26 protein-coding genes are annotated in these 20,307 nt (G+C 39.2%); 22 read left to right on the top strand and 4 right to left on the bottom strand.

The features are described 5' to 3' along the window. Positions 1 to 49 precede the first annotated feature (49 nt). From MK395_RS08825 to MK395_RS08860, 8 genes are all read left to right on the top strand, one after another. On the top strand, positions 50 to 814 hold the full coding sequence (locus tag MK395_RS08825) for a nucleoside phosphorylase (RefSeq protein WP_049500766.1): 765 nt from the start codon (positions 50 to 52) through the stop codon (positions 812 to 814). A 33-nt stretch (positions 815 to 847) separates the two neighbouring features. Beyond that, positions 848 to 2,227 carry a TrkH family potassium uptake protein gene (locus MK395_RS08830; RefSeq protein WP_268711699.1) on the top strand — a complete coding sequence of 460 codons (1,380 nt, stop codon included), beginning with the start codon at positions 848 to 850 and terminating at the stop codon, positions 2,225 to 2,227. A 13-nt stretch (positions 2,228 to 2,240) separates the two neighbouring features. Next, positions 2,241 to 2,906 carry a potassium channel family protein gene (locus MK395_RS08835; RefSeq protein ID WP_061409909.1) on the top strand — a complete coding sequence of 222 codons (666 nt, stop codon included), beginning with the start codon at positions 2,241 to 2,243 and terminating at the stop codon, positions 2,904 to 2,906. Positions 2,907 to 3,061: 155 nt separating this feature from the next. Then, on the top strand, positions 3,062 to 5,596 hold the full coding sequence (locus MK395_RS08840) for an SSURE domain-containing protein (protein ID WP_268711700.1): 2,535 nt from the start codon (positions 3,062 to 3,064) through the stop codon (positions 5,594 to 5,596). Positions 5,597 to 5,676: 80 nt separating this feature from the next. Then, positions 5,677 to 6,375: a response regulator transcription factor gene (locus tag MK395_RS08845; protein WP_049506218.1), complete on the top strand. Its 699-nt coding sequence runs from the start codon at positions 5,677 to 5,679 to the stop codon at positions 6,373 to 6,375. Further along, entirely contained in the window at positions 6,372 to 7,406 is a 1,035-nt protein-coding gene (locus MK395_RS08850) for a sensor histidine kinase (RefSeq protein WP_000769387.1), read from the top strand. Before MK395_RS08845 ends, MK395_RS08850 begins: the two co-directional genes overlap by 4 nt. 95 nt (positions 7,407 to 7,501) lie before the next feature. Continuing rightward, positions 7,502 to 7,669 (top strand): hypothetical protein, encoded by a 168-nt coding sequence (locus MK395_RS08855; protein ID WP_045616682.1) that lies wholly within the window; start codon positions 7,502 to 7,504, stop codon positions 7,667 to 7,669. A gap of 3 nt (positions 7,670 to 7,672) precedes the next feature. Beyond that, positions 7,673 to 8,164 (top strand): replication initiator protein A, encoded by a 492-nt coding sequence (locus MK395_RS08860; RefSeq protein ID WP_268711701.1) that lies wholly within the window; start codon positions 7,673 to 7,675, stop codon positions 8,162 to 8,164. 160 nt (positions 8,165 to 8,324) lie between these two features. Here MK395_RS08860 and MK395_RS08865 read toward each other — a convergent pair whose 3' ends face one another. Beyond that, positions 8,325 to 8,843, bottom strand: a complete 519-nt coding sequence (locus MK395_RS08865; RefSeq protein WP_003074627.1) for a DUF4865 family protein — start codon at positions 8,841 to 8,843, stop codon at positions 8,325 to 8,327. A 108-nt stretch (positions 8,844 to 8,951) separates the two neighbouring features. On the opposite strand from MK395_RS08865, the gene MK395_RS08870 reads away from it, so the two are divergent. The 3 genes from MK395_RS08870 (at position 8,952) to rpsD (ending at position 11,065) form a co-directional block, all read left to right on the top strand. Beyond that, positions 8,952 to 9,698 (top strand): LysR family transcriptional regulator, encoded by a 747-nt coding sequence (locus MK395_RS08870; protein ID WP_268711702.1) that lies wholly within the window; start codon positions 8,952 to 8,954, stop codon positions 9,696 to 9,698. 99 nt (positions 9,699 to 9,797) lie between these two features. Continuing rightward, positions 9,798 to 10,205, top strand: coding sequence for an SRPBCC family protein (locus MK395_RS08875; RefSeq protein WP_000395827.1), 408 nt, complete (start codon positions 9,798 to 9,800; stop codon positions 10,203 to 10,205). Between the two features lie 248 nt (positions 10,206 to 10,453). Then, the gene (gene rpsD / locus MK395_RS08880) at positions 10,454 to 11,065 is read left to right on the top strand and encodes a 30S ribosomal protein S4 (protein WP_000092756.1); all 612 of its coding nucleotides are present in this window, start codon (positions 10,454 to 10,456) and stop codon (positions 11,063 to 11,065) included. An 87-nt stretch (positions 11,066 to 11,152) separates the two neighbouring features. Here rpsD and MK395_RS08885 read toward each other — a convergent pair whose 3' ends face one another. The 3 genes from MK395_RS08885 to MK395_RS08895 form a co-directional block, all read right to left on the bottom strand. Beyond that, entirely contained in the window at positions 11,153 to 12,319 is a 1,167-nt protein-coding gene (locus MK395_RS08885) for a tyrosine-type recombinase/integrase (RefSeq protein ID WP_268711703.1), read from the bottom strand. Between the two features lie 346 nt (positions 12,320 to 12,665). Beyond that, the gene (locus MK395_RS08890) at positions 12,666 to 13,655 is read right to left on the bottom strand and encodes a DUF3644 domain-containing protein (protein ID WP_084849558.1); all 990 of its coding nucleotides are present in this window, start codon (positions 13,653 to 13,655) and stop codon (positions 12,666 to 12,668) included. A 44-nt stretch (positions 13,656 to 13,699) separates the two neighbouring features. Next, positions 13,700 to 14,473: a helix-turn-helix domain-containing protein gene (locus tag MK395_RS08895; RefSeq protein WP_268704792.1), complete on the bottom strand. Its 774-nt coding sequence runs from the start codon at positions 14,471 to 14,473 to the stop codon at positions 13,700 to 13,702. A 163-nt stretch (positions 14,474 to 14,636) separates the two neighbouring features. Between MK395_RS08895 and MK395_RS08900 the strand changes: the two genes are divergently transcribed. The 11 genes from MK395_RS08900 to MK395_RS08950 all read left to right on the top strand — a co-directional run bounded on the left by MK395_RS08900 (position 14,637) and on the right by MK395_RS08950 (position 20,217). After that, complete coding sequence (locus MK395_RS08900) at positions 14,637 to 14,834, top strand: helix-turn-helix domain-containing protein (RefSeq protein ID WP_125396326.1); 198 nt, start codon at positions 14,637 to 14,639, stop codon at positions 14,832 to 14,834. 14 nt (positions 14,835 to 14,848) lie between these two features. Next, positions 14,849 to 15,475, top strand: coding sequence for a Rha family transcriptional regulator (locus MK395_RS08905; RefSeq protein ID WP_268711704.1), 627 nt, complete (start codon positions 14,849 to 14,851; stop codon positions 15,473 to 15,475). Between the two features lie 279 nt (positions 15,476 to 15,754). Continuing rightward, a complete protein-coding gene (locus MK395_RS08910; protein WP_268711705.1) occupies positions 15,755 to 15,955 on the top strand; it encodes a hypothetical protein in 201 nt (66 codons plus the stop codon). A gap of 1 nt (position 15,956) precedes the next feature. After that, positions 15,957 to 16,172 carry a hypothetical protein gene (locus MK395_RS08915; protein ID WP_268711706.1) on the top strand — a complete coding sequence of 72 codons (216 nt, stop codon included), beginning with the start codon at positions 15,957 to 15,959 and terminating at the stop codon, positions 16,170 to 16,172. Then, positions 16,169 to 16,510 carry a hypothetical protein gene (locus MK395_RS08920; RefSeq protein WP_061587457.1) on the top strand — a complete coding sequence of 114 codons (342 nt, stop codon included), beginning with the start codon at positions 16,169 to 16,171 and terminating at the stop codon, positions 16,508 to 16,510. Before MK395_RS08915 ends, MK395_RS08920 begins: the two co-directional genes overlap by 4 nt. Further along, complete coding sequence (locus tag MK395_RS08925) at positions 16,503 to 16,778, top strand: hypothetical protein (protein WP_061587458.1); 276 nt, start codon at positions 16,503 to 16,505, stop codon at positions 16,776 to 16,778. Before MK395_RS08920 ends, MK395_RS08925 begins: the two co-directional genes overlap by 8 nt. Continuing rightward, positions 16,771 to 16,926 (top strand): hypothetical protein, encoded by a 156-nt coding sequence (locus MK395_RS08930; protein WP_013903991.1) that lies wholly within the window; start codon positions 16,771 to 16,773, stop codon positions 16,924 to 16,926. The genes MK395_RS08925 and MK395_RS08930 overlap by 8 nt, the downstream gene beginning before the upstream one ends. A gap of 3 nt (positions 16,927 to 16,929) precedes the next feature. After that, a complete protein-coding gene (locus MK395_RS08935; protein ID WP_268711707.1) occupies positions 16,930 to 18,159 on the top strand; it encodes an AAA family ATPase in 1,230 nt (409 codons plus the stop codon). Positions 18,160 to 18,593: 434 nt separating this feature from the next. Next, a complete protein-coding gene (locus tag MK395_RS08940) occupies positions 18,594 to 19,070 on the top strand; it encodes a hypothetical protein (protein ID WP_061408170.1) in 477 nt (158 codons plus the stop codon). Between the two features lie 23 nt (positions 19,071 to 19,093). Beyond that, the gene (locus MK395_RS08945) at positions 19,094 to 19,618 is read left to right on the top strand and encodes a hypothetical protein (protein WP_268711708.1); all 525 of its coding nucleotides are present in this window, start codon (positions 19,094 to 19,096) and stop codon (positions 19,616 to 19,618) included. Positions 19,619 to 19,707: 89 nt separating this feature from the next. Then, positions 19,708 to 20,217, top strand: a complete 510-nt coding sequence (locus tag MK395_RS08950; RefSeq protein ID WP_268711726.1) for a hypothetical protein — start codon at positions 19,708 to 19,710, stop codon at positions 20,215 to 20,217. The last annotated feature ends 90 nt before the right edge of the window (positions 20,218 to 20,307 follow it).

Raw genomic sequence — 20,307 nt, forward strand, 5'->3', positions numbered from 1 at the left:
CACTTCGTCAGCTTTTGATACAATAGTACAAAATTAGAGGAGGTGGGCTATGATTCAGAAACATGCGATTCCCATTTTAGAGTTTGATGACAATCCTCAGGCGGTCCTTATGCCAAATCACGAGGGGCTAGATTTAAAGTTGCCAAAGAAGTGCATCTATGCATTTTTGGAGGAGGAGATTGACCGCTACGCTCAGGAAGTAGGGGCGGATTGTGTTGGTGAGTTCGTTTCGGCCACCAAGACTTATCCAGTCTATGTCCTCAACTACAAGGGCGAGGAGATCTGTCTAGCCCAGGCGCCCGTGGGCTCTGCCCCAGCGGCCCAGTTTATGGATTGGTTGATTGGCTATGGTGTGGAGCAAATCATTTCCACTGGAACCTGTGGTGTCCTAGCCGATATAGAGGAAAATGCCTTTCTCGTCCCTGTTCGCGCTTTGCGAGATGAGGGGACCAGCTACCACTATGTAGCGCCTTCTCGTTATATGGAGATGCAGATTGAGGCTATCTCTGCCATTGAGCAAGTCTTGGAACAAAGAGGCATTCCTTACGAGGAGGTCATGACCTGGACGACAGATGGTTTTTATCGAGAGACGGCTGAAAAAGTTGCCTATCGCAAGGAAGAAGGCTGTGCTGTTGTGGAGATGGAGTGTTCTGCTCTTGCGGCAGTTGCCCAACTACGTGGGGTTGTCTGGGGGGAATTGCTCTTTACCGCAGATTCCTTGGCGGATCTAGACAACTACGACAGTCGTGACTGGGGCTCTGAAGCTTTTGACAAGGCACTCGAACTCTGTCTTGCCATTGTGCACCACATGTGAGTGTTCTGACTGTTTTTATGGTAGAATGTAGTTATGTTATTCAAATCTTTTTTGGAAAAAATCAGGACGACACTGGGACGTTTATCGCCAGCCCGTCGCATCTTTTTAAGTTTTGCCCTAGTAATCTTCTTAGGTTCGCTTCTTTTAAGTCTCCCCTTTGTGCAAGCAGAAACGTCACAAGCGACCTACTTTGACCATCTCTTTACGACCGTGTCCATGGTCTGTGTGACAGGGCTCTTTACCCAGCCGGTAGCCTCTACTTACAATATCTGGGGCCAGTTGATTTGCATGCTCTTGATCCAGATCGGTGGATTGGGTCTCATGACCTTTATCGGAATCTTTTATATCCAAGGCAAGCAAAAGCTCAGCCTTCGTGGTCGTGAGACCATTCAAGAAAGTTTCAGTTATGGAGAAACCCAGTCTCTAAAGGACTTCATCCGCTCAATCTTTCTGACGACTTTTCTGGTGGAAGGAATTGGTGCCTTTCTCTTGAGTTTCCGCTTTATCCCCGAATTTGGCTGGGGGCGAGGGATTTTAACCTCTATCTTTTTGGCTGTTTCAGCTTTCTGCAATGCTGGATTTGATAATTTTGGAAGTACGAGTTTGGTAGCCTTTCAAACGGACCCCTTGATCAATCTAGTGATTGCAGGATTGATTATCACGGGTGGTCTAGGATTTATGGTCTGGTTTGACCTAGCGACCCAGTTTGGGAAGAAGAAAAAACGCCGCCTGCGTTTCCATACCAAGCTGGTTCTCTTTTTAACGGCGGGAATTCTGCTCTTTGGAACAGTATCGACTCTCTTAATTGAGTGGAACAATCCTGGGACGATTGGAAATCTCAGCGCTCCAGAGAAACTGCTGGTTAGTTTCTTCCAGACCGTCAGCATGAGAACGGCAGGATTTGCTTCAATTGACTACACCCAGGCTCGACCAGTTACCTTATTGATCTACATCTTGCAGATGTTTCTGGGAGGGGCGCCTGGAGGGACAGCAGGGGGGCTCAAGATTACGACCTTCTTTGTCTTGTTGGTCTTTGCTCGTAGCGAACTATTGGGCTTGCCTCATGCCAATGTGGCTCGGAGAACTATTGAACCTCGAACCGTGCAAAAATCTTTCAGTGTCTTTATTATCTTCTTGCTGACCTTCTTGCTGGGCTTGATTCTGCTAGGGGTAACCGCAGAAGGAAATCCGCGCTTTATCTACCTCATGTTTGAGACCATTTCAGCACTTGCAACTGTTGGGGTAACGGCAAATTTAACGCCGGAGTTAGGTAAGTTAGCCCTCAGTATCGTTATGTTGCTGATGTTTATTGGCCGTATTGGTCCTTTGACACTACTGGTCAGTGTAGCGGAATACCAGCCAGACAAGAAAGATACGATTCATTATATGAAAGCAGATATCACTATTGGATAAGAAAGGAAGAACGATGTCAGATCGGACAATTGGAATTTTAGGCTTGGGAATTTTTGGGAGCAGTGTTTTGGCTGCTCTAGCCAAGCATGACATGAATATCATTGCTATTGATGACCACGAGGAACGCATTAATCAATTTGAACCTGTGCTGGCGCGTGGGGTAGTTGGAGATATCACGGATGAAGAACTCCTTCTATCAGCGGGGATTGACACCTGTGATACCGTAGTTGTCGCAACGGGGGAAAATCTGGAGTCCAGTGTTCTCGCGGTTATGCACTGCAAGAGTCTAGGAGTGCCGACCGTCATTGCCAAGGTCAAAAGCCATACAGCTAAAAAGGTTCTAGAAAAAATTGGGGCAGACGCAGTCATCTCACCAGAGTTTGAAATGGGGCGCTCATTGGCACAGACCATCCTCTTTCATAACAGTGTAGACGTCTTTCAGCTAGACAAGAATGTATCGATTGTCGAGATGAAAATCCCCCAATCATGGGTAGATAAAAGCCTCAGTCAGTTGGATTTGCGTGGGCGATACAACCTCAACGTACTTGGTTTTCGTGCCTACGAAAATGCTCCTCTGGATGTCCAATTCGGACCCAATGACCTCTTGCAGGCAGATGCCTACATCATGGCCGTCATTAATAACCAACATTTGGATACCTTGGCAGAGCTGACTGAGTAGAAGAGGAAGGGATACTCTCTTTCCAATAATTAACGAGTCAATATAAGTATTTTATAAGAGGGATTTAAGAAAAATTTTAACTTTTTCTTAATCCTTTTTAATTTTAGGAGATTATACTAGAGTCATCAAAAAAAGAAAACTCTAAGGAGAATCCTATGAAATTCAATCCAAATCAGAGATATACTCGTTGGTCTATTCGCCGTCTCAGTGTCGGTGTTGCTTCAGTTGTTGTGGCTAGTGGCTTCTTTGTCCTAGTCGGTCAACCAAGTTCTGCACGCGCTGATGTCGTCAATCCGACTCCTGCCCAAGTCGTGCCAGACGCTGCTTCGGTGAGTGAAAAAAGCGACTTACCAGCAGAGGTTCTCAAAAAAGCAGTCGATGTAGCTCTTCCTTCAGAACAAGCAGACTCAGCACCTAAAGCAAGCTTGGATACTACAAGCTCTTCAGAAAAAGAGGATGCAACTGCTAAAGAGCCTGCAGTAGCGCCAAAAGAAGAAGTACAAGCACAACCTGACTCTAAGAAACAAACAGAAGATGCAGTTAAACCTGTGGAAAGTCCTGCGTCTACAGTTTCTGGACAAGACCGTGAAGCCAGTGAAGCGCAACCAGCGACCACCCCAGCTGAAGTGCAAAAAGGCGTGGCTGACAACACCAAAGATACAGTAGATGTTCCGGCTAGCTACCTTGACAAAGCCAATTTCCCAGGTCCATTTACAGCTGGTGTCAACCAAGTTATTCCATACGAAGCTTTTGGTGGTGATGGCATGTTAACTCGCCTTATCTTGAAAGCATCCGACAAGGCTCCATGGTCAGACAACGGCTCAGCTAAAAATCCTGCTCTCCCACCAGTAGAGAAATTGGGTAAAGGTCTTTACTTCTATGAAGTGGATTTAGCAGGCACCCAAGGCAAATCTGACAAAGACTTGCTTGACCTCTTAAAACAAAACGGCACGCAAAGCTATAAAGCTACTATCAAGGTGTACGGTTCTAAAGACGGCAAGCCTGACTTAACTAATCTGGTAGCAACTAAAGATTTGACTGTTAATTTGAATGGCTTGACCACTCCAGCTGAAGTCCAAAAAGGTGTGGCTGACAATACCAAAGATACAGTAGATGTCCCAGCCACTTACTTGGACAAGGCTAACTTCCCAGGACCATTTACAGCTGGTGTCAATCAAGTCATTCCATATGAATTCTTCGCTGGAGACGGCATGTTAACTCGTCTTATCTTGAAAGCATCCGATAAGGCTCCATGGTCAGACAACGGAACAGCTAAAAATCCCGCTCTCCCACCGGTAGAGAAATTGGGCAAAGGCCTTTACTTCTACGAAGTAGACTTGGCCGGAACCCAAGGCAAATCTGACAAAGAGTTGCTTGATCTCTTGAAACAAAATGGTACTCAAAGCTATAAAGCTACTATCAAGGTGTACGGTGCGAAAGACGGCAAGCCTGACTTAACTAACCTCGTAGCAACTAAAGATTTGACTGTTAATTTGAATGGCTTGACCACTCCAGCTGAAGTGCAAAAAGGTGTGGCTGACAACACCAAAGACACAGTAGATGTTCCAGCTTCATATTTGGATAGAGCCAACTTCCCAGGTCCATTCACAGCGGGTGTCAACCAAGTCATTCCATACGAATTCTTCGCTGGTGACGGCATGTTGACTCGCCTGATCTTGAAAGTCTCTGATAAGGCTCCATGGTCAGACAACGGAACAGCTAAAAATCCTGCTCTCCCACCAGTAGAGAAATTGGGCAAAGGCCTTTACTTCTATGAAGTGGATTTGGCTGGCACTCAAGGAAAATCTGACAAGGAACTACTTGACCTTTTGAAACAAAACGGCACTCAAAGCTATAAAGCTACTATCAAGGTGTACGGTGCGAAAGACGGCAAGCCTGACTTAACTAACCTCGTAGCGACTAAAGATTTGACTGTTAATTTGAATGGCTTGACCACACCAAATCAGGTTAAAGACTCTGTTGTTAACAATGTCAAAGACATGATTGATGTTCCATCTAGCTACCTTGATAAGGCTAAGGTTCCTGGACCTTTCTTGGCCGGTGTCAACCAAGTCATTCCATACGAAGCTTTTGGTGGAGATGGTATGTTGACTCGCCTCTTGTTAAAAGCTTCAGACAAAGCCCCATGGTCAGATAACGGAACGGCTAAAAATCCTGCTCTATTGCCACTAGAAGGCTTGGCTAAAGGCCAATATTTCTACGAAGTGGATTTGAATGGCAATACGGTTGGCAAAGAAGGACAAGCCCTTCTAGATCAACTTCGAGCTAACGGAACCCATACATACCTAGCTACTGTTAAAGTCTATGGCTCTAAAGATGGCAAACCTGATTTGACCAATCTGATTGCTACTCGTCAAGTAACGATTCGACTTCGTGGAAAAGAAATGGCGACAATACCATCTCAACAAGGTCAGATGAATACGAAGCCTTCTGAAACAGGCTCTACAGGTACGACTGAGGGTATGATGGGTACAAATCACCATATGTCAGATATGAAAGTAGATCAACCAGCTTCTAGCCCAATGGCTAATATGATGAAAAAAGATGATAAAGCGATGCTACCAAATACTGGGGAAGCTAAAACAGCTACAGCTGGCCTTGGTATCTTTGGTCTAGCCTTGGCAGGTCTTGTTGGACTTTTGGGTTTGACAACCAAACGAGAAGATTAAGATTCAAATCACTTAAACATTAGAGAAAATAGTGTTATACTAAAGCAAGTATAACACTGTTTTTATCGAAGGAGTGTCAGATGAAAAAGACAATTTTGCTGGTTGATGATGAAATAGATATTCTAGATATTCAAAACCGCTATCTTATACAGGCAGGTTACGACGTTTTGGTCGCCCATGATGGTAAGGAGGGATTAGAGCTTTTCAGAAAAAAATCTATCGACCTCATTATCACAGATATCATGATGCCCAATATGGATGGTTATGATTTTATCAGTGAAGTTCAGTATATCGCTCCGGATCAACCCTTCCTCTTTACAACTGCTAAGACAAGCGAACAGGATAAGATTTATGGATTAAGTTTGGGGGCAGATGATTTTATAGTCAAACCCTTTAGCCCACGCGAATTGGTTTTAAGAGTGAATAATATCTTGCGTCGCCTTAGCCGTGGAGGAGAGACAGAACAGATCGAGTTTGGTGACTTAGTGATCAACCATGTGACTCATGAAGTTCGCATCGGGGATCAACCTTTGGAATTGACAGTAAAATCCTTTGAGCTTCTATGGATATTGGCCAGCAATCCCGAGAGAGTCTTTTCAAAGACGGAACTTTATGAGAAGGTATGGCAAGAGGACTATGTGGATGATACCAATACACTCAATGTTCATATCCATGCTTTGAGGCAAGAGTTGACCAAGTATACGAATTCAAATGCTCCTGCTATCAAAACTGTCTGGGGTTTGGGCTATAAGATGGAAAGACCAAGAGGTAGAAAATGAAATTAAAAAACTATATTTTAGTGGGGTATCTAGTGTCGACTCTACTAACGATTTTGGTCGTTTTCTGGGCAGTCCAACGGATGTTGATCGAGAAAAGCGAAGTTTACTTTCTAGTTGGAATGACCTTGATTGCTAGTTTCATTGGCGCTGCAGTGAGCATCTTTCTCTTGTCGCCTGTTTTCTCTTCTCTGAAACATTTGAAAAAACAAGCTCAGGATATAGCAAGCAAGGATTTCAGCACAGAAATTGAAACCAAGGGACCATTAGAATTTCAAGAGCTGGGCCAGGCTTTTAATGACATGTCCCACAATTTGCAAGCCACCTTTCAATCACTTGATGAGAGCGAGCAAGAAAAGAGAATGATGATTGCGCAGCTCTCTCACGATATTAAAACTCCCATTACCTCCATTCAGGTTACTGTGGAGGGAATTCTAGATGGAGTGATTAAGGAAGAGGAGCGACTCCACTACTTAGCCACGATTGGTCGGCAAACCGAGCGTCTAAACAAGCTAGTGGAGGAATTGGATGTTCTGACTCTTAACACCCAACCTCAAGATACTGCTGATGAAGAAGTCGAAGAGGTCTTTTTAGATCAGCTGTTGATTGAGTCAATGAGTGAATTTCAACTCCAGATTGAACAAGAGGAGCGAGATGTTTACATTCAAGTATCACCTGAGTCGGCGAAAATCAAGAGCCATTCTGACAAACTTTCTCGCATTCTGGTCAATTTGTTAAACAATGCCTTTAAATATTCAGAACCAGGAACCAGAATCGAGGTTCTTGCCCAATTAACAGAACAAGAGCTGAGAATCAGTGTGAAAGACGAGGGTCAGGGAATCCTTCCTGAGGATTTGGAAAAGATCTTTAAACGACTTTATCGTGTAGAAACTTCGCGCAATATGAAGACAGGTGGACATGGATTAGGACTTGCGATTGCACGCGAACTAGCCCATCAGCTTGGTGGCGAAATCACAGCAGAAAGTCAATATGGCTTAGGAAGCAAATTTACATTCAGCCTCAATTTGAAATAAAGGCGTAGTAAGTGTCTAGGTTTTGAGGTAAATAGAAAATATTGAGTTAACGGAAAATTCCGTTAGCTCTTTTTTGTGTTTTAGGAGGTAAAATTATGAGACGAAAAAGTAAGGAGAGAATTTCAAGAGAGATGATAATCCAGTTTTTGATGAAGGAAACAGGTTCAATACGAAAAGAAATAATAGCAAGTATAGAAGAACTTGAGGCCTTTGGATTGATAGGATTTAACGTGAACGGTGACTTTAGACTGAAAGAGGTGTAATTGATGAGACAAATTCAGTTTATTAGTGCCAGCCATTATCAGACATCTGATCGCTTTTATGCCTTACCAAAGGTTTTGTTTGAAAATCCTATTTATGAAGATATGAGGTTAGATGCAAAAGCCGCTTATGCTATGCTTAAAGATAGACTAGATCTTTCTTTCAAGAATAATTGGATTGATGAAGATGGAAATATCTATTTGGTATATTCTAACTCTAATTTGATGAAGATCCTTAACTGTTCAAAATCTACCCTATTAAGAATTAAGAAGCAACTCACAGAGTATGGATTAATTCATGAGGTTCAACAATCTACAAGTAAATCAGGAAATCTAGCTAATCGAATTTACCTTGGTCTCTTACAAGATGACACAGTTGCTAGAATGGTTGATAAATCAAGTGATTTCAAATCTGACACTAGGGGGGTGTCAGATTTATACGGGGCTGGTGTTCACACCAAAGACCAGCTCAAGGCTATTATCGCCGAATTGAGTTAATAGCATAGCCAAAAAATCGTTACATGTCGTAACGATTTTTTCATTTAGCCGATGACAGTAAAGGTCATACAATTTTGGGAAGAGCAAGTATACTATCATAGTGTGCAAAATACTGAAGAAGTGTTTGCTCAGGCGTTTCCCTATAACTTATCATAAGCGCTTATTGTGAAATGTGCAAAATCTCAAATGTTGGTAGTTGTGTGTCGGGTTTATTGGTATAAAAAGTAAAGATACATTTTTTCCATTTATCAGGATTGAAAATAACGGCTTTGCCACTTTCGTTGTTTTGCATTTGCTCGTGAATGGTAAAGGATTTTAAACTTTCAGATGCTTCTATATCAATGACTTCTAATGTAGCATATTTACTTGAGTCAAAATGATCAGATATTTCGACTGATGAAGTTATTCCGATTTCAATATTTTGCCAGCCAAACGAATTTAAAATATGATCAAAGTAACCATCAAATATGAATTTTGTCATTCCGTTGGTATTTTTCCAAATATATAGCGGACAGTAACTGTTAAATAATTGGCCTTCAGATTTTTCAGAGATTAAATAAACTTTGAAAAACAAATCGTCGAATCCATCCATCAAATGACCTGTATTTCGGACACGTTGTCTAATGATATCCATATCATAATCTGCTGGTAATTTTATAGTATATTGCATTGCTTGCATTGCGGTACCTCTTTTCTAATTAACTATTCACAGTATAAATGATTTATATCATGTTGAATAATACTTAAAAATGATATAATTATCACAAAAAGTGATAAGGTGTTTTAAATGAATTTTAATGATATGAGCATTTTTGTGACGATCTATGAGACAAGATCAATAAACAAAAGTTCAAAGATCTTACAATATGCACAATCTAATCTCAGCGCTAGATTGAAAGTGCTTGAAACTGAATTAGATACGAAATTATTTTACAGAAAATATAATGGTTTAGTCCCGACAGAAAGTGGAGACTTATTTTATCAATTTTGTAAGGAAACTTCTAACAATTTAGAGAAATTAAAAAAGAAATGTGAAACCTCGAAAATATCCATCTTAATTTCAGAATTGTTATTTAATCACGATATTAATAATTCACAAACAATTGATTTGAATAAAAGTGAGATCAATATCCAAAAAACTTCGGATATACCAATCATTGCTCATCAGGAAGACTTTGATAAAATTTTTTGCTTTCAAAAAATTGAACATTTAAAGCATTATGATGAGATTATCGGGCATATCGAGTCAGTTTATGCTTGTTCGAGCAATATAAAGGCTACTGAGGAAATGCCTATATTCGTTAATAAAGATAAAAATTGCCCTTTTAGAGAACAAAGCTTAATGAAGTTTACTCATTTAAAATCAGTTGTAGAAATTGATTCTTTTGAGAATATTATCAGCTTAGTTGAAAACGGGAAAGGAATTGCACTATTGCCTAAATGGCTAAATAAGAGAGCGAATATCAAGCCATACGACCAAGACATCGTTCTTATCCCATTTTATCAGTATGAAAAGCAGAACCAAAGCAGGTAGCCCATTTAGAAGAAATGCTAATGCTATGATGAAAAATCATTTGACAAACATTATAAGTTGTTTTATAATAAGTACACTTATATTAAAAGGAGTGTCAAAATGGAATTTAGTTTTAGTTTAAACATAAGAGCATCAAAAGAAGATGTATGGGCCTACTATGAAAATATTGAAAAGTGGTATGATTGGGAAGAAGATTTAAAAAATATTACATTAAAAGGTGGATTTGAGACGGGTTCATACGGAACTATGGAACTCGAAGGAATGCCCCCTATGGAATATCAGCTCACGCTTGTAAAACCTCTTGAAGAATTTTGGGATAAAACGGCAACTCCAGTTGGTGATATTCTTTTTGGTCATCAAATTATTGAGAATAATGATGGCACTGTAAATGTAAAACATACTGTATCTTTGGATAGTGAAGACAAGCAACATCTAGAATTTTTAAGTCAAGTCTTTTCAGATGTTCCTCACTCTATTTTTATTCTAAAAAACCACTTAGAAAGATAGAGGGAGTGCTGTTTGTTGACACTGTAATATTAAAATAATTTAGTTCAACTGATAAATCCCTTTACAAATCTAGCTTTTCATGGTACAATAGCCTTTGTGTGAAATAGCAGCAGGAAAGCATGAAGCTCGTCAACAGGTGTCTTATGACAAGTAACCTTGGCTGTTTAGGCGAAGGGCATCTGCACGAATCAGGGCTTTCTAAGTGACTATTTCCACCGAAATATTATTTATATCAGGAGGACATACACATGTCACGTTATACAGGACCATCTTGGAAACAAGCTCGTCGCCTTGGCCTTTCACTTACAGGTACAGGTAAAGAATTGGCACGTCGTAACTACGTACCAGGACAACATGGACCAAACAACCGTTCTAAATTGTCAGAATACGGTTTGCAGTTGGCTGAAAAACAAAAACTTCGTTTCACTTACGGTGTAGGTGAAAAACAATTCCGTAATTTGTTCGTTCAAGCTACAAAAATCAAAGGCGGAATCCTAGGTTTCAACTTCATGCTTCTTTTGGAACGTCGTTTGGATAACGTTGTTTACCGTCTTGGCCTTGCGACTACTCGTCGTCAAGCTCGTCAATTCGTAAACCACGGTCACATCCTTGTTGACGGAAAACGCGTTGATATCCCATCATACCGCGTAACTCCAGGTCAAGTGATCTCAGTTCGTGAAAAATCATTGAAAGTTCCAGCTATCCTTGAAGCAGTAGAAGCTACTCTTGGACGTCCAGCATTCGTATCATTCGACGCTGAAAAATTGGAAGGTTCATTGACTCGCTTGCCAGAACGCGACGAAATCAACCCAGAAATCAACGAAGCACTTGTCGTTGAATTCTACAACAAGATGCTTTAATTTTAAGAAATATCTTACAGAAAGCCTACAACAGTGGGCTTTTTACTTTGTCTTAAAAGGTTGATTCTGGGTTTGCTTAGATATTTGCTAGATTGATTTCATTGCTGCTTCAAAGAATGAGACGGCTTTTTTTGCATTCTCTTTTGAGAGGTGGCTATATATATCCATGGTCATGCTGATTTGCGAGTGACCTAGGCGGTGCTGAAGTTCCTTGTAAGGTATTCCAGAGTTAAGCAAGAGACTAGCGTGAGTATGGCGGAAACCATGAAAACCAATGTTAGGAACGTCAGCACGTTTGAAGTGGGTTCTTAACCTGGTTTGTAAGGTTCGATTATTGGGGTACTCATGTATGAAATCAGAAAAGACCACCGTTTCAGTACGTCCAAGTTGCCAAGCCTCTTTTACTTGTCTACGTTTGTACTGCTTCAGCATGCTAACAGTTGCTTGATCTATATCTATATCCCGATAACTAGACTTTGATTTTGGGCTATTGATTTCTTGCTTATAGTTTAGAGTCTTTGTGACGTGGACAATGGCATTTTCTAGGTCAATATCTGACCATTCAAGCGCTAGAGCCTCATTGATACGGCAACCAGTGGCCAGTAGAAACTTGTATAAAGTAACCTCGTAAAAATGGCGGTACTTCTTGCTGTCTAAACTATCAAGATAATCAAGGAACTTTTTTAGTTCCTGATTTTCAAAGTGCTTAATTTTTTGGCGGTTTGCCTTTTGATTGTTTCGAGGTAGCAAGACCTCACGGGCTGGATTGAATGGGATAGCCTGCATAACTACACCATACTGTAATATACGCTTGTTTAGCGCGTGGATTTTGTCATAATGTAGATAAGCCCTAGGTTCGCCTTTATTGGTCTTTTCTGCTAGTTTGTTGACAATGGACTGAATGAGTGGAGTTGTCAGCTTATCGAGCTTGTAGGAGCCAAAGAGAGGCAAAACATGACCTTTTAGGAGCCTTCTAGTAGCGTCCTGACTATTTGGCTTTACTGTATGCTTGTGGTTATCCCACCATAGGCTAGCCAGCTCTTCGTAGGTGGATATAGTGGAGGCTTGAAACCTGGTCGAGCCGTTTACCTTAAAGTCTATAATTGCGTCTTGGGCTTTTTGCTTGACCTCTTTTTTAGTGCGTCCCGTGACTTTCGTTGTGACTTGTTTTCCTGTTACCTGGTCAATGCCCAGATAGACACTGGAGCGGTAGACTGCTGATCCGTCTTTTTTTGTATGTTGCGTTATTTTCATGATGATAAACCTTTCTAAAATACATCAGCAGGCAAGTTATTATTAAAAAGGTTTTAGATTGTGGTTTAAATCATGCTAGGGCTTCACAGATTGCCCTGTATCCAAGTTTAACAAGTTAGATAGGTAAATTTATATGCTTAATTGTTAAGTGGTAAAAACACTTATTTTACAGTGTTTTTTGAGAGTTTTTTTCTAAAGTTAGTTTACCAGTTAGCTAACAAAACACTTTACATTTCCCACGCGCGTGGTATAATAGAATTAACAAGATAACTTGCGAAGGATTAACGTTGTGTTCCCAAAGGGGAGTAAGTCGATGGACGAGAATTCACATATGCCTGGGGTTATCTTATTTTTTTTGTCTTTTTTTCAAGTTTTCTACGAACGTTTCAGGATTTCGTTCGATTTCCTCAATTATAAAATCGCAGAGGATTTGAGAGTAGCCGTATCGATTACCAATTTTATAATGGTAGCAATAACGTTGATTTGTCTTGATATCATAAAATGTATTAAAAAGTTGTAAGTCGTTTGTTGTAAACGTCTTTTTTTGTTTTTCTCCACCGACTATTTTTGTTAATAGAATCCCTTTTGATTTAAGATGTCTATTAACAATTTTAATAACTTCCCTAGTAGTTAATGGATAGATAGCATTTGGATCTTTAATTTCTCTAACTATACCTATACTCGTTTCCGCAGTATTATCAAGTTTAACAAATAAATCAGCATCTTGTTTTCGCTTAGTGATATAAAATCGAGTTTCAACAGGTACAGCATAGTCAGAATTATTAGTAGATATTTCATTTTCAATTTTATCTTGCTCGGCGAGTATACGTTCGGCCATTTTAGGAGAGTACTTGGCTCGGATTTCTTCTTGATTAAGTTGGTCGATGCGGACTGATAAAGTCAAGAAATTTTGTGCAATTTGTTTTGTGATATCCTCATTGTGAAACTCTTGCATTTTAGAAATATAATTAGAAACACATGCTTGAAATAATGGGGCATAGATATGTTCATAATCTTCTGTTATGAAGTGGGTACTAGTATTCCTAAGTTCTATAATTCGAATTAGATTTTTTCGTAATGATCCATGTTTATCTGGAAATACTGTCTCAACTGCATTTTCTAATGATATCGTTCTATCCTTACTATCCTTAAAATATATTGATTCTTCACCATTATTATTAATGATATAAGCCTTTAGCATTAATTCCCAGGCGTTACAGATAAAAAAACTAAAACCCTCAATTCTGTACTTAATTGTAGGTTTGTTATATATTTCAAGCCCCATAATAAAAGCCTCGACACTTTTATTAACTAATCTTTTACTTAAATCTTCCATACGTTTCCTTTCTTAAAATGTTTTCTATATTGTGGCGCGTGGGTTTAGTCTTCCTTTGCATTAATAAAAGAAACTTTAGAACTAAAGACATCGTCCCCAACTCTAGGTGAGTTTTTTATATATGTTTCAAAAGACAGTTTCACAATTGTATTCTCTTTATGAATATCAACAACTACAGGTATCCTGGTTTTAAACCCAAAAACAACAATCTCTACAAATACCATTGAATTTAAGAATAAATCAAGTTCGTTTATTTTTGTGTAATATTTTAACCAATTTGATATAACGCTTTGAATTAAATTTATAATCGCTTCATTATTGAGCCTTGAGAGAAATTTATTTATATCAGAAGTATCTTCAGCTTTATTTTGTTGATTAGCTCTAAAAAAAGCTAGGTTTACTATTAGCAATTTCTTTTCCTGTTCTATCGGAGACACTATAAGAGAGAACGGTTTTGTTTTGTTTTGGTGATCTACCACTTGGCAATTATATAAAAAAGCTTCACTAGGTTTTATATTTACAGAACCGTCATCATTTTGACTATTATGAATCGTTGAATTTTCTACTGTTTCTAAGTTATCAAAGTTTAATACTTCCTGAAAATAAAATAATATCTCTCTGTCAGTAATAGTAAAAAAATCTGAAATAGGAATATTGAAGAAATCCAGAAGAGTTTCGAGTGTATCGAACTGAATTCCTTTACTATCGTTATTTAAGAGAGAGGTTAGAGTTGGGCGGGATAAGCCTGTTTCCATTGATAATTTGTTAATGCTCAGTTTATTTTTTTCGAGTAATTCTTTTAAGTTTGTTTTTATCATAGGTATTCTCCTTACTAACCTATTTTACATCACGATGTTTTTTTTTTCAACGATTTGTAAATATTACTTGACAGTTATTTTGTTTTTTTGTAAACTGTAAACAACAACTTACAAAATAACATCAAAGTTGTAAATACAAAATTACAACAAGGAGGACAAAACTTTGAAAAATAATCTTAGAATTATTTTAGCAAAGCAACGCAAGAAAGTTTCAGACGTTCACGAAGCTACGGGTGTTTCTAAAACCACTTTGACAGCTTTGTACTATGAACGTACCAAAAACCCTGAAACAGAAACCTTGCTAAAAGTTGCGAAATATCTGGGCGTAACCTTAGATGAGCTACTGACACCAGAAGAATAGAAAGGAGCAAACCAATGGAACTAGTCTACATGGATGGTAAGAAAGAGCCGTATACGCTGAGCAGTATTGTGGCAGAGTGTTCAGAAATCAAGCACAGACATTTGAAGATTTTGCTGAATAAGCACCGAGAGGACTTTGAAAGCTTCGGAAAGGTGCAATTTAAAATTTCACCTTCAAAGAGTGGGCAAAATATACGGGACTATATTTTGAATGAGCAACAAGCAACCTTGCTGATCACTTACTTACGAAATACAGAACCCGTAAAAGAGTTTAAGAAGAACCTAGTCAAAGCATTCTTTGAAATGCGTGAGGAACTTTCTAAGTTTCGTATGCAGAGGGCGCTAGAAAAGCCAAAAAGAAAAACGCTGCATGACAGTATTGAGAACTGGGAACAAGCACCAAAGCACGCGCATAGCACAATGAACAACTTACTACTAAAGGCAGTAACCGACGGGAACGCGAAGCAGTTAAGGGAAGAACGTGGGGGCTATAACGGTATTGATAGCTTGACCAGTGACGAGCTGGAGCAATACCAGGCATTTGAGGATATGGTCATAACCATGATTGGCTTGAATATGAGTTATCAGGAAATCAAGGCTATGGTATTCAGAAATAAAAAATCACGCACTAAATGCGCGTGAGAGCAACAAAAAAGGCTTACCGAGACCAATCAGCGAAGCCTTTCACACTAACACTAAAACGAATTTAACAAAGTAGGCAAGCTATTGTTAAAAGGGTTTTAGTAAAGATTTATACCTAAATTATAGCATATTTAGGACATTTTGACCATACGGAGAGCGCTAACTCTTTAAACTGGTCATCACTCCAAGAGTTCGCCAACTTGGGGCAATCGCCCAGCGTTTGGAGTGGTGCTAATCATGTATAGGAAACGACGATTAAAAGGCCAATGGAGGAATAACATGACAACAGACCTAAACAACATGACACAAGCAGAATTTGATGAACTAATGACTGAAATCAAGGAGAAACGCCCGAACCTCTTTCAGTTCATTGTTGACTTCTTAAATCGTAAAGTAAGCACCGAAGAGGTGGACGACTTCCTGAAGATGGAGCATAGAAACCAAGTGGACTATATCAAGAGCTATCAAGCGAGGGCATAGCATGAATGAACTAGATTTAAGCAACACACAGGCGATTGTCATTGTTGTGGTATTGATTGGCTTGCTCCTTTATCTAAACCACCGAGACCGCAAAAAAAGCGCCCAAATTGAGCGAGAAAGCAAACAGACGATAGAAACACCTAGCGAAAGTTTAACCCCTGATTATGGGCGATATATCCAGCTTGCAGGGGTCAATGTATGGGGAGGGATTGAATGAATTTAACACTGAATGACAAACGAGTATTAAGACTAATCAAGGTGGGGGCTGAGAACTCCATAACAGGGGCAGAAATCAGCTTAATGACCAAGTTAGCAGAAAGAACCGTACAGGACATTATCAGCCGTCTGATCACGCGCTACGGCGTTCCTATCGTTGGGGTACGTCACGGATCTTTTAGAGGCTACTTTATCCCAGCTAACAAAGAGGAGTTACTGGACGGAGCAAAGGCATTCTATAACCAAGTACAAGAGGAGCAGAAGCGTCTGACTGTCCTTTTGAATGCCGATTTAGAGAGCTACAAGCAACTACTGAAGGGGGCGGAAGACTATGTTTAGTTTAAGCAAAGAAAGCGAAAACGAGTTAGCCCATGGTGTTTTAAACCTTGTAGAAAAATACCTGGAGGCGCGTGATATACTTAAACCGCGTTTGACAGGTTTAATTTCAGCTCAGGAGGCTATGGCTGAGTTAGATATAAAGTATAAGACACTCCAAAAGTGGGAAGAAGCAGGGTTAAGACGATACCAGCCCCCACTAGAAGATACCAGGAAAATCTATTATAGAGTTTCGGACGTGCTGAAGTTTTTGGGGGTAGAAAATGGCTAGCTTTGAAAGATTCCCCGGACAGAGAAAATCTGTCCGGACTACCAACGGCTACACTTGGAAAAATAGACAATTAACGCTTGAGCAACGCAAAGAGTTACAACAATTAAAGAAAATGAAAAAGAAAAGATTGAAAAACCAGAAAGGATAACTAATGACAGAAATTAAAAAACTAGGACAAGTTCCTGCTGAGACAATAGGGCCATCTGCTAGCATTTTGACAGGATTGTTGAGACGCGGGCAAGTATTGGGCATATCGGCGCCAAGAAGATCCTTAAAGACTAGCGTAGTTATCTCCCTAGCTCTATCTTTAGCCCAGGGGAGTAATTGGCTAGAGTGGAAGAGTAAAAGAGCTTTCAACGTCTTGTATATCAATACGAATCATAAAGAAAACGACTGTTTTAGTAAATTCATGCAGATTGCCCAACTTTTAGAAGTTGAGCAAAAAGATCTTGACAATATTTCTATCTTAACTCTTCCAAAGTCAACAGCCTTAGAAGAGTTAGCCAAAGTTGTAAAAGATAAAGTACCAAACAACGCTTTTCAAGTGGTTATTATTGATAGTATTGATAATTTGAAATTACTACAGTTTGGGGGCTCCTTAGGGGATTATTTGCAACAGATTAACCAACACGTAGGCGGCGGCCTGATCTATACACAAAGTCATAGAGATAGACCGAAAGGGACTACGGAAAGTTCAGACTTTGCGCAGTGGTCAGAGTCTCTAGCTCATTGCGATAGCTTGTTGGAATTTTTCAAGATGGAATTAGATCCAGAATTGTTACGCCTAGAGAGGCTAGAAGCCGTCTGGGATTTGGCCAAGAATGTAATGACTACGCACAATAAAAGATATTTTCAGCTAAACGTAACAAATGATTATATCAGTTTTAAAAACAAGAGAGCAACAAGCGAGGATCTACGAAATCATATTGAGGTAGCGCTAGAGCATTTACCTACTGAACAGACGCAGGAAATTCTAACACATTTTGATAACATAGATTTGCCGTTAAAAACGCGAACTTATTGGAGACTTGAAGCAGTTACCTCGGAAGCTGATTACGACGGGGAGAAAAATTTTCTTTTCTACTATCCACAGTTGATAAATGATAAGGAGAAAATATTAGCCTATCACGAACCAGGGTTACCACTTTCAAAAGAACAGAAAGAAAAAGCATGGGCTAATGAAGAAACGAAAGAAAAAGCGACAAACAAATTAAAATCTATGATAGCAAACTTTGAACAGGCGAATAATAGACTACCCAATAAGTCAGAGCTTTCTCGTTTTGCCAAAATCAGCAGACCTACCTTAGACAAATTGATTGATGAATCCGATAATAACATAGTGGTCATCGATGGAATGATACAAGAAAATCCTGCTTATTAACAACTTTAAATATGTAAAGAGTTGTAAACTTTACAAATGTAAAAGTTGTAAAAAGGTGTAAAAAAAGTGTAAAAATTTTACATGATTTTACACCTTTACAAACGTAAAATTTACAACTCTTTACAACTCATTGTAAAAGATGTAAAACAGTTATTTTTTTACACTTGTAAATTATAAAACATAACTCGAAAAACATTGGTGTTATTGGATTTTTTAGGAGTTGTAAAAGATTGTAAATACTTGTAAATTTTACAGATGTAAAAGGAGGGACATGACTAGAATAGCCTAGCGTCAATTCTAGTTTGTCCAATTTTCGTGAAATGTGGAAGTAAGGAACAGGAACAGGGGCGATTGAGCTACGCCCCCTGTAACCCTGTCCTTTAACACTTCCACGTTGCGCGGATATATATTGTAAAAAATGGAGTAGTGAACTTGTGGTAAAGAAGAGATTAAATAAACGAGTTATCCAAGACAAAAATTTTTTAGCCTTCAAGTCAATGCCCTACATGGAAAATATTGGAGAGGTTATTAAGTGGGCTGGTGAGAACGAACCGATGAGATATATTTTTGATAGAGTAAGAAAGTATTTAGTATTTGATAAAGCTATTTGTAAGTGGCAAGGTAGGAATTATGGAAAGCAGTCCAGGGAGTTGCTTTCTAAAACCCCACGTTTAAGGTACATCACAAAGAGTATATATGAGAAGATGGAAGAAAGTGAATTGGATCTTCTTCCACCACAAAATGGAGGTTCTGCTTCTTATATTTCTGAATGGGAAACTTTTAAAAACAGTGAGCTTGTCCAAACCTTGAAGCATGAAGACAAACTACTAAAATATTTTGTAATTTTAGCTATACAACAGGGGTATATTATTCTCGATAACCGTAAAAAATTTGTTGGTATTGATTATTGAAAAATAGAAAAAGGAGAAACAGCATGACATTAAAAACATTTTCTGACAAAGCAAAAACATTCAATTTCACTTACGATTTTAAAGACCTAGATACTGCTATGGTAGCAGGTCATGCGCTACTGGGATATATGACTGGAACATATTGCCAGCCTACAATTTCATTGACTTACAAGGATAAGGGAACGCTGGTCGCTGAGTATGTGGAGGATAACAAGCTAAACAAGACCTTCAAGCGCATTTGTGACAGTTTCAAAGACTATTACAATCAACCAGAGGAGCTTGAAGCATTTGAAGAACGTTATAAACAGGAGCGCGTGCTTCAACTCAAAGAGTCGGAGGATTTTGAGAGTTTGCTGAATAAGGTCACAAACTACGAGCTGGAGCTATTAGACTATGCTGATCGCTTGCTTTCTGATAAGCCTATCCCTATGGACTCTATGACCGCTTTTGGTACGTTGGAAATGCTGGGCGATGAAAGTATTAGCCTACTCCAAAAGTTGGACGTAGAAGGCGAATATAAAGGCCTTGCAGGTTATTCTGATCAATAAAACACAGAGAGGGGAGCAATCCCCTTTTAGCATTTAGGCAATAGATTTGGGTTTTTCTATATAGGGGGATTTTTGAACGAATGGAAGTTATAAAATCAATAACCATAGAGACATTTATAAAGCCAATGAAAAACAAGAATATCAGTCAGGGTATAGCTGAGTTGGACGGTAGAAAACTAGAGATAGACTTAGATAACCTGTATATCACCTTTGAACGTGATCATTTTGATTTAGCGAGAATACCAGGAACCAAGGGAGGCAATCGCTACTTCTTTCTCTGTCCTATTTGTGGTAATCGATGCAGAAAACTCTATAAGAGACTTTTGCTATATGGTTGTGGATCATGCCAGAAAATACACAAGTCAACACTGAACCGAAGTAAGACAGATTGCCAATACTATTGGGAGCTTGCGCTGAGGGAAGCTAGAAAGGTAGAGCCAGGTTGGAGTCCTAGACGTGGCGGATATATGTTTGACAGTTTTCCTGAAAGACCAAAATACATGAAACAGAAACGATATTACAAGCATTATCAAAAGTTTGTTAACTACACCAGAAAAGGGGATAGATTTTGGCTGAATGGATTGAGTAATCTGAAGTAGTGATTTGGAGCATTTCCAAACAAACAAATCTTAATCAAGATCAAGAAAAAAAGAGTTATATAAATATTGTTTAGCTTTAATCAATTACAA

Source organism: Streptococcus oralis, from assembly GCF_026782085.1.
Lineage (GTDB): Bacteria > Bacillota > Bacilli > Lactobacillales > Streptococcaceae > Streptococcus > Streptococcus oralis_DA.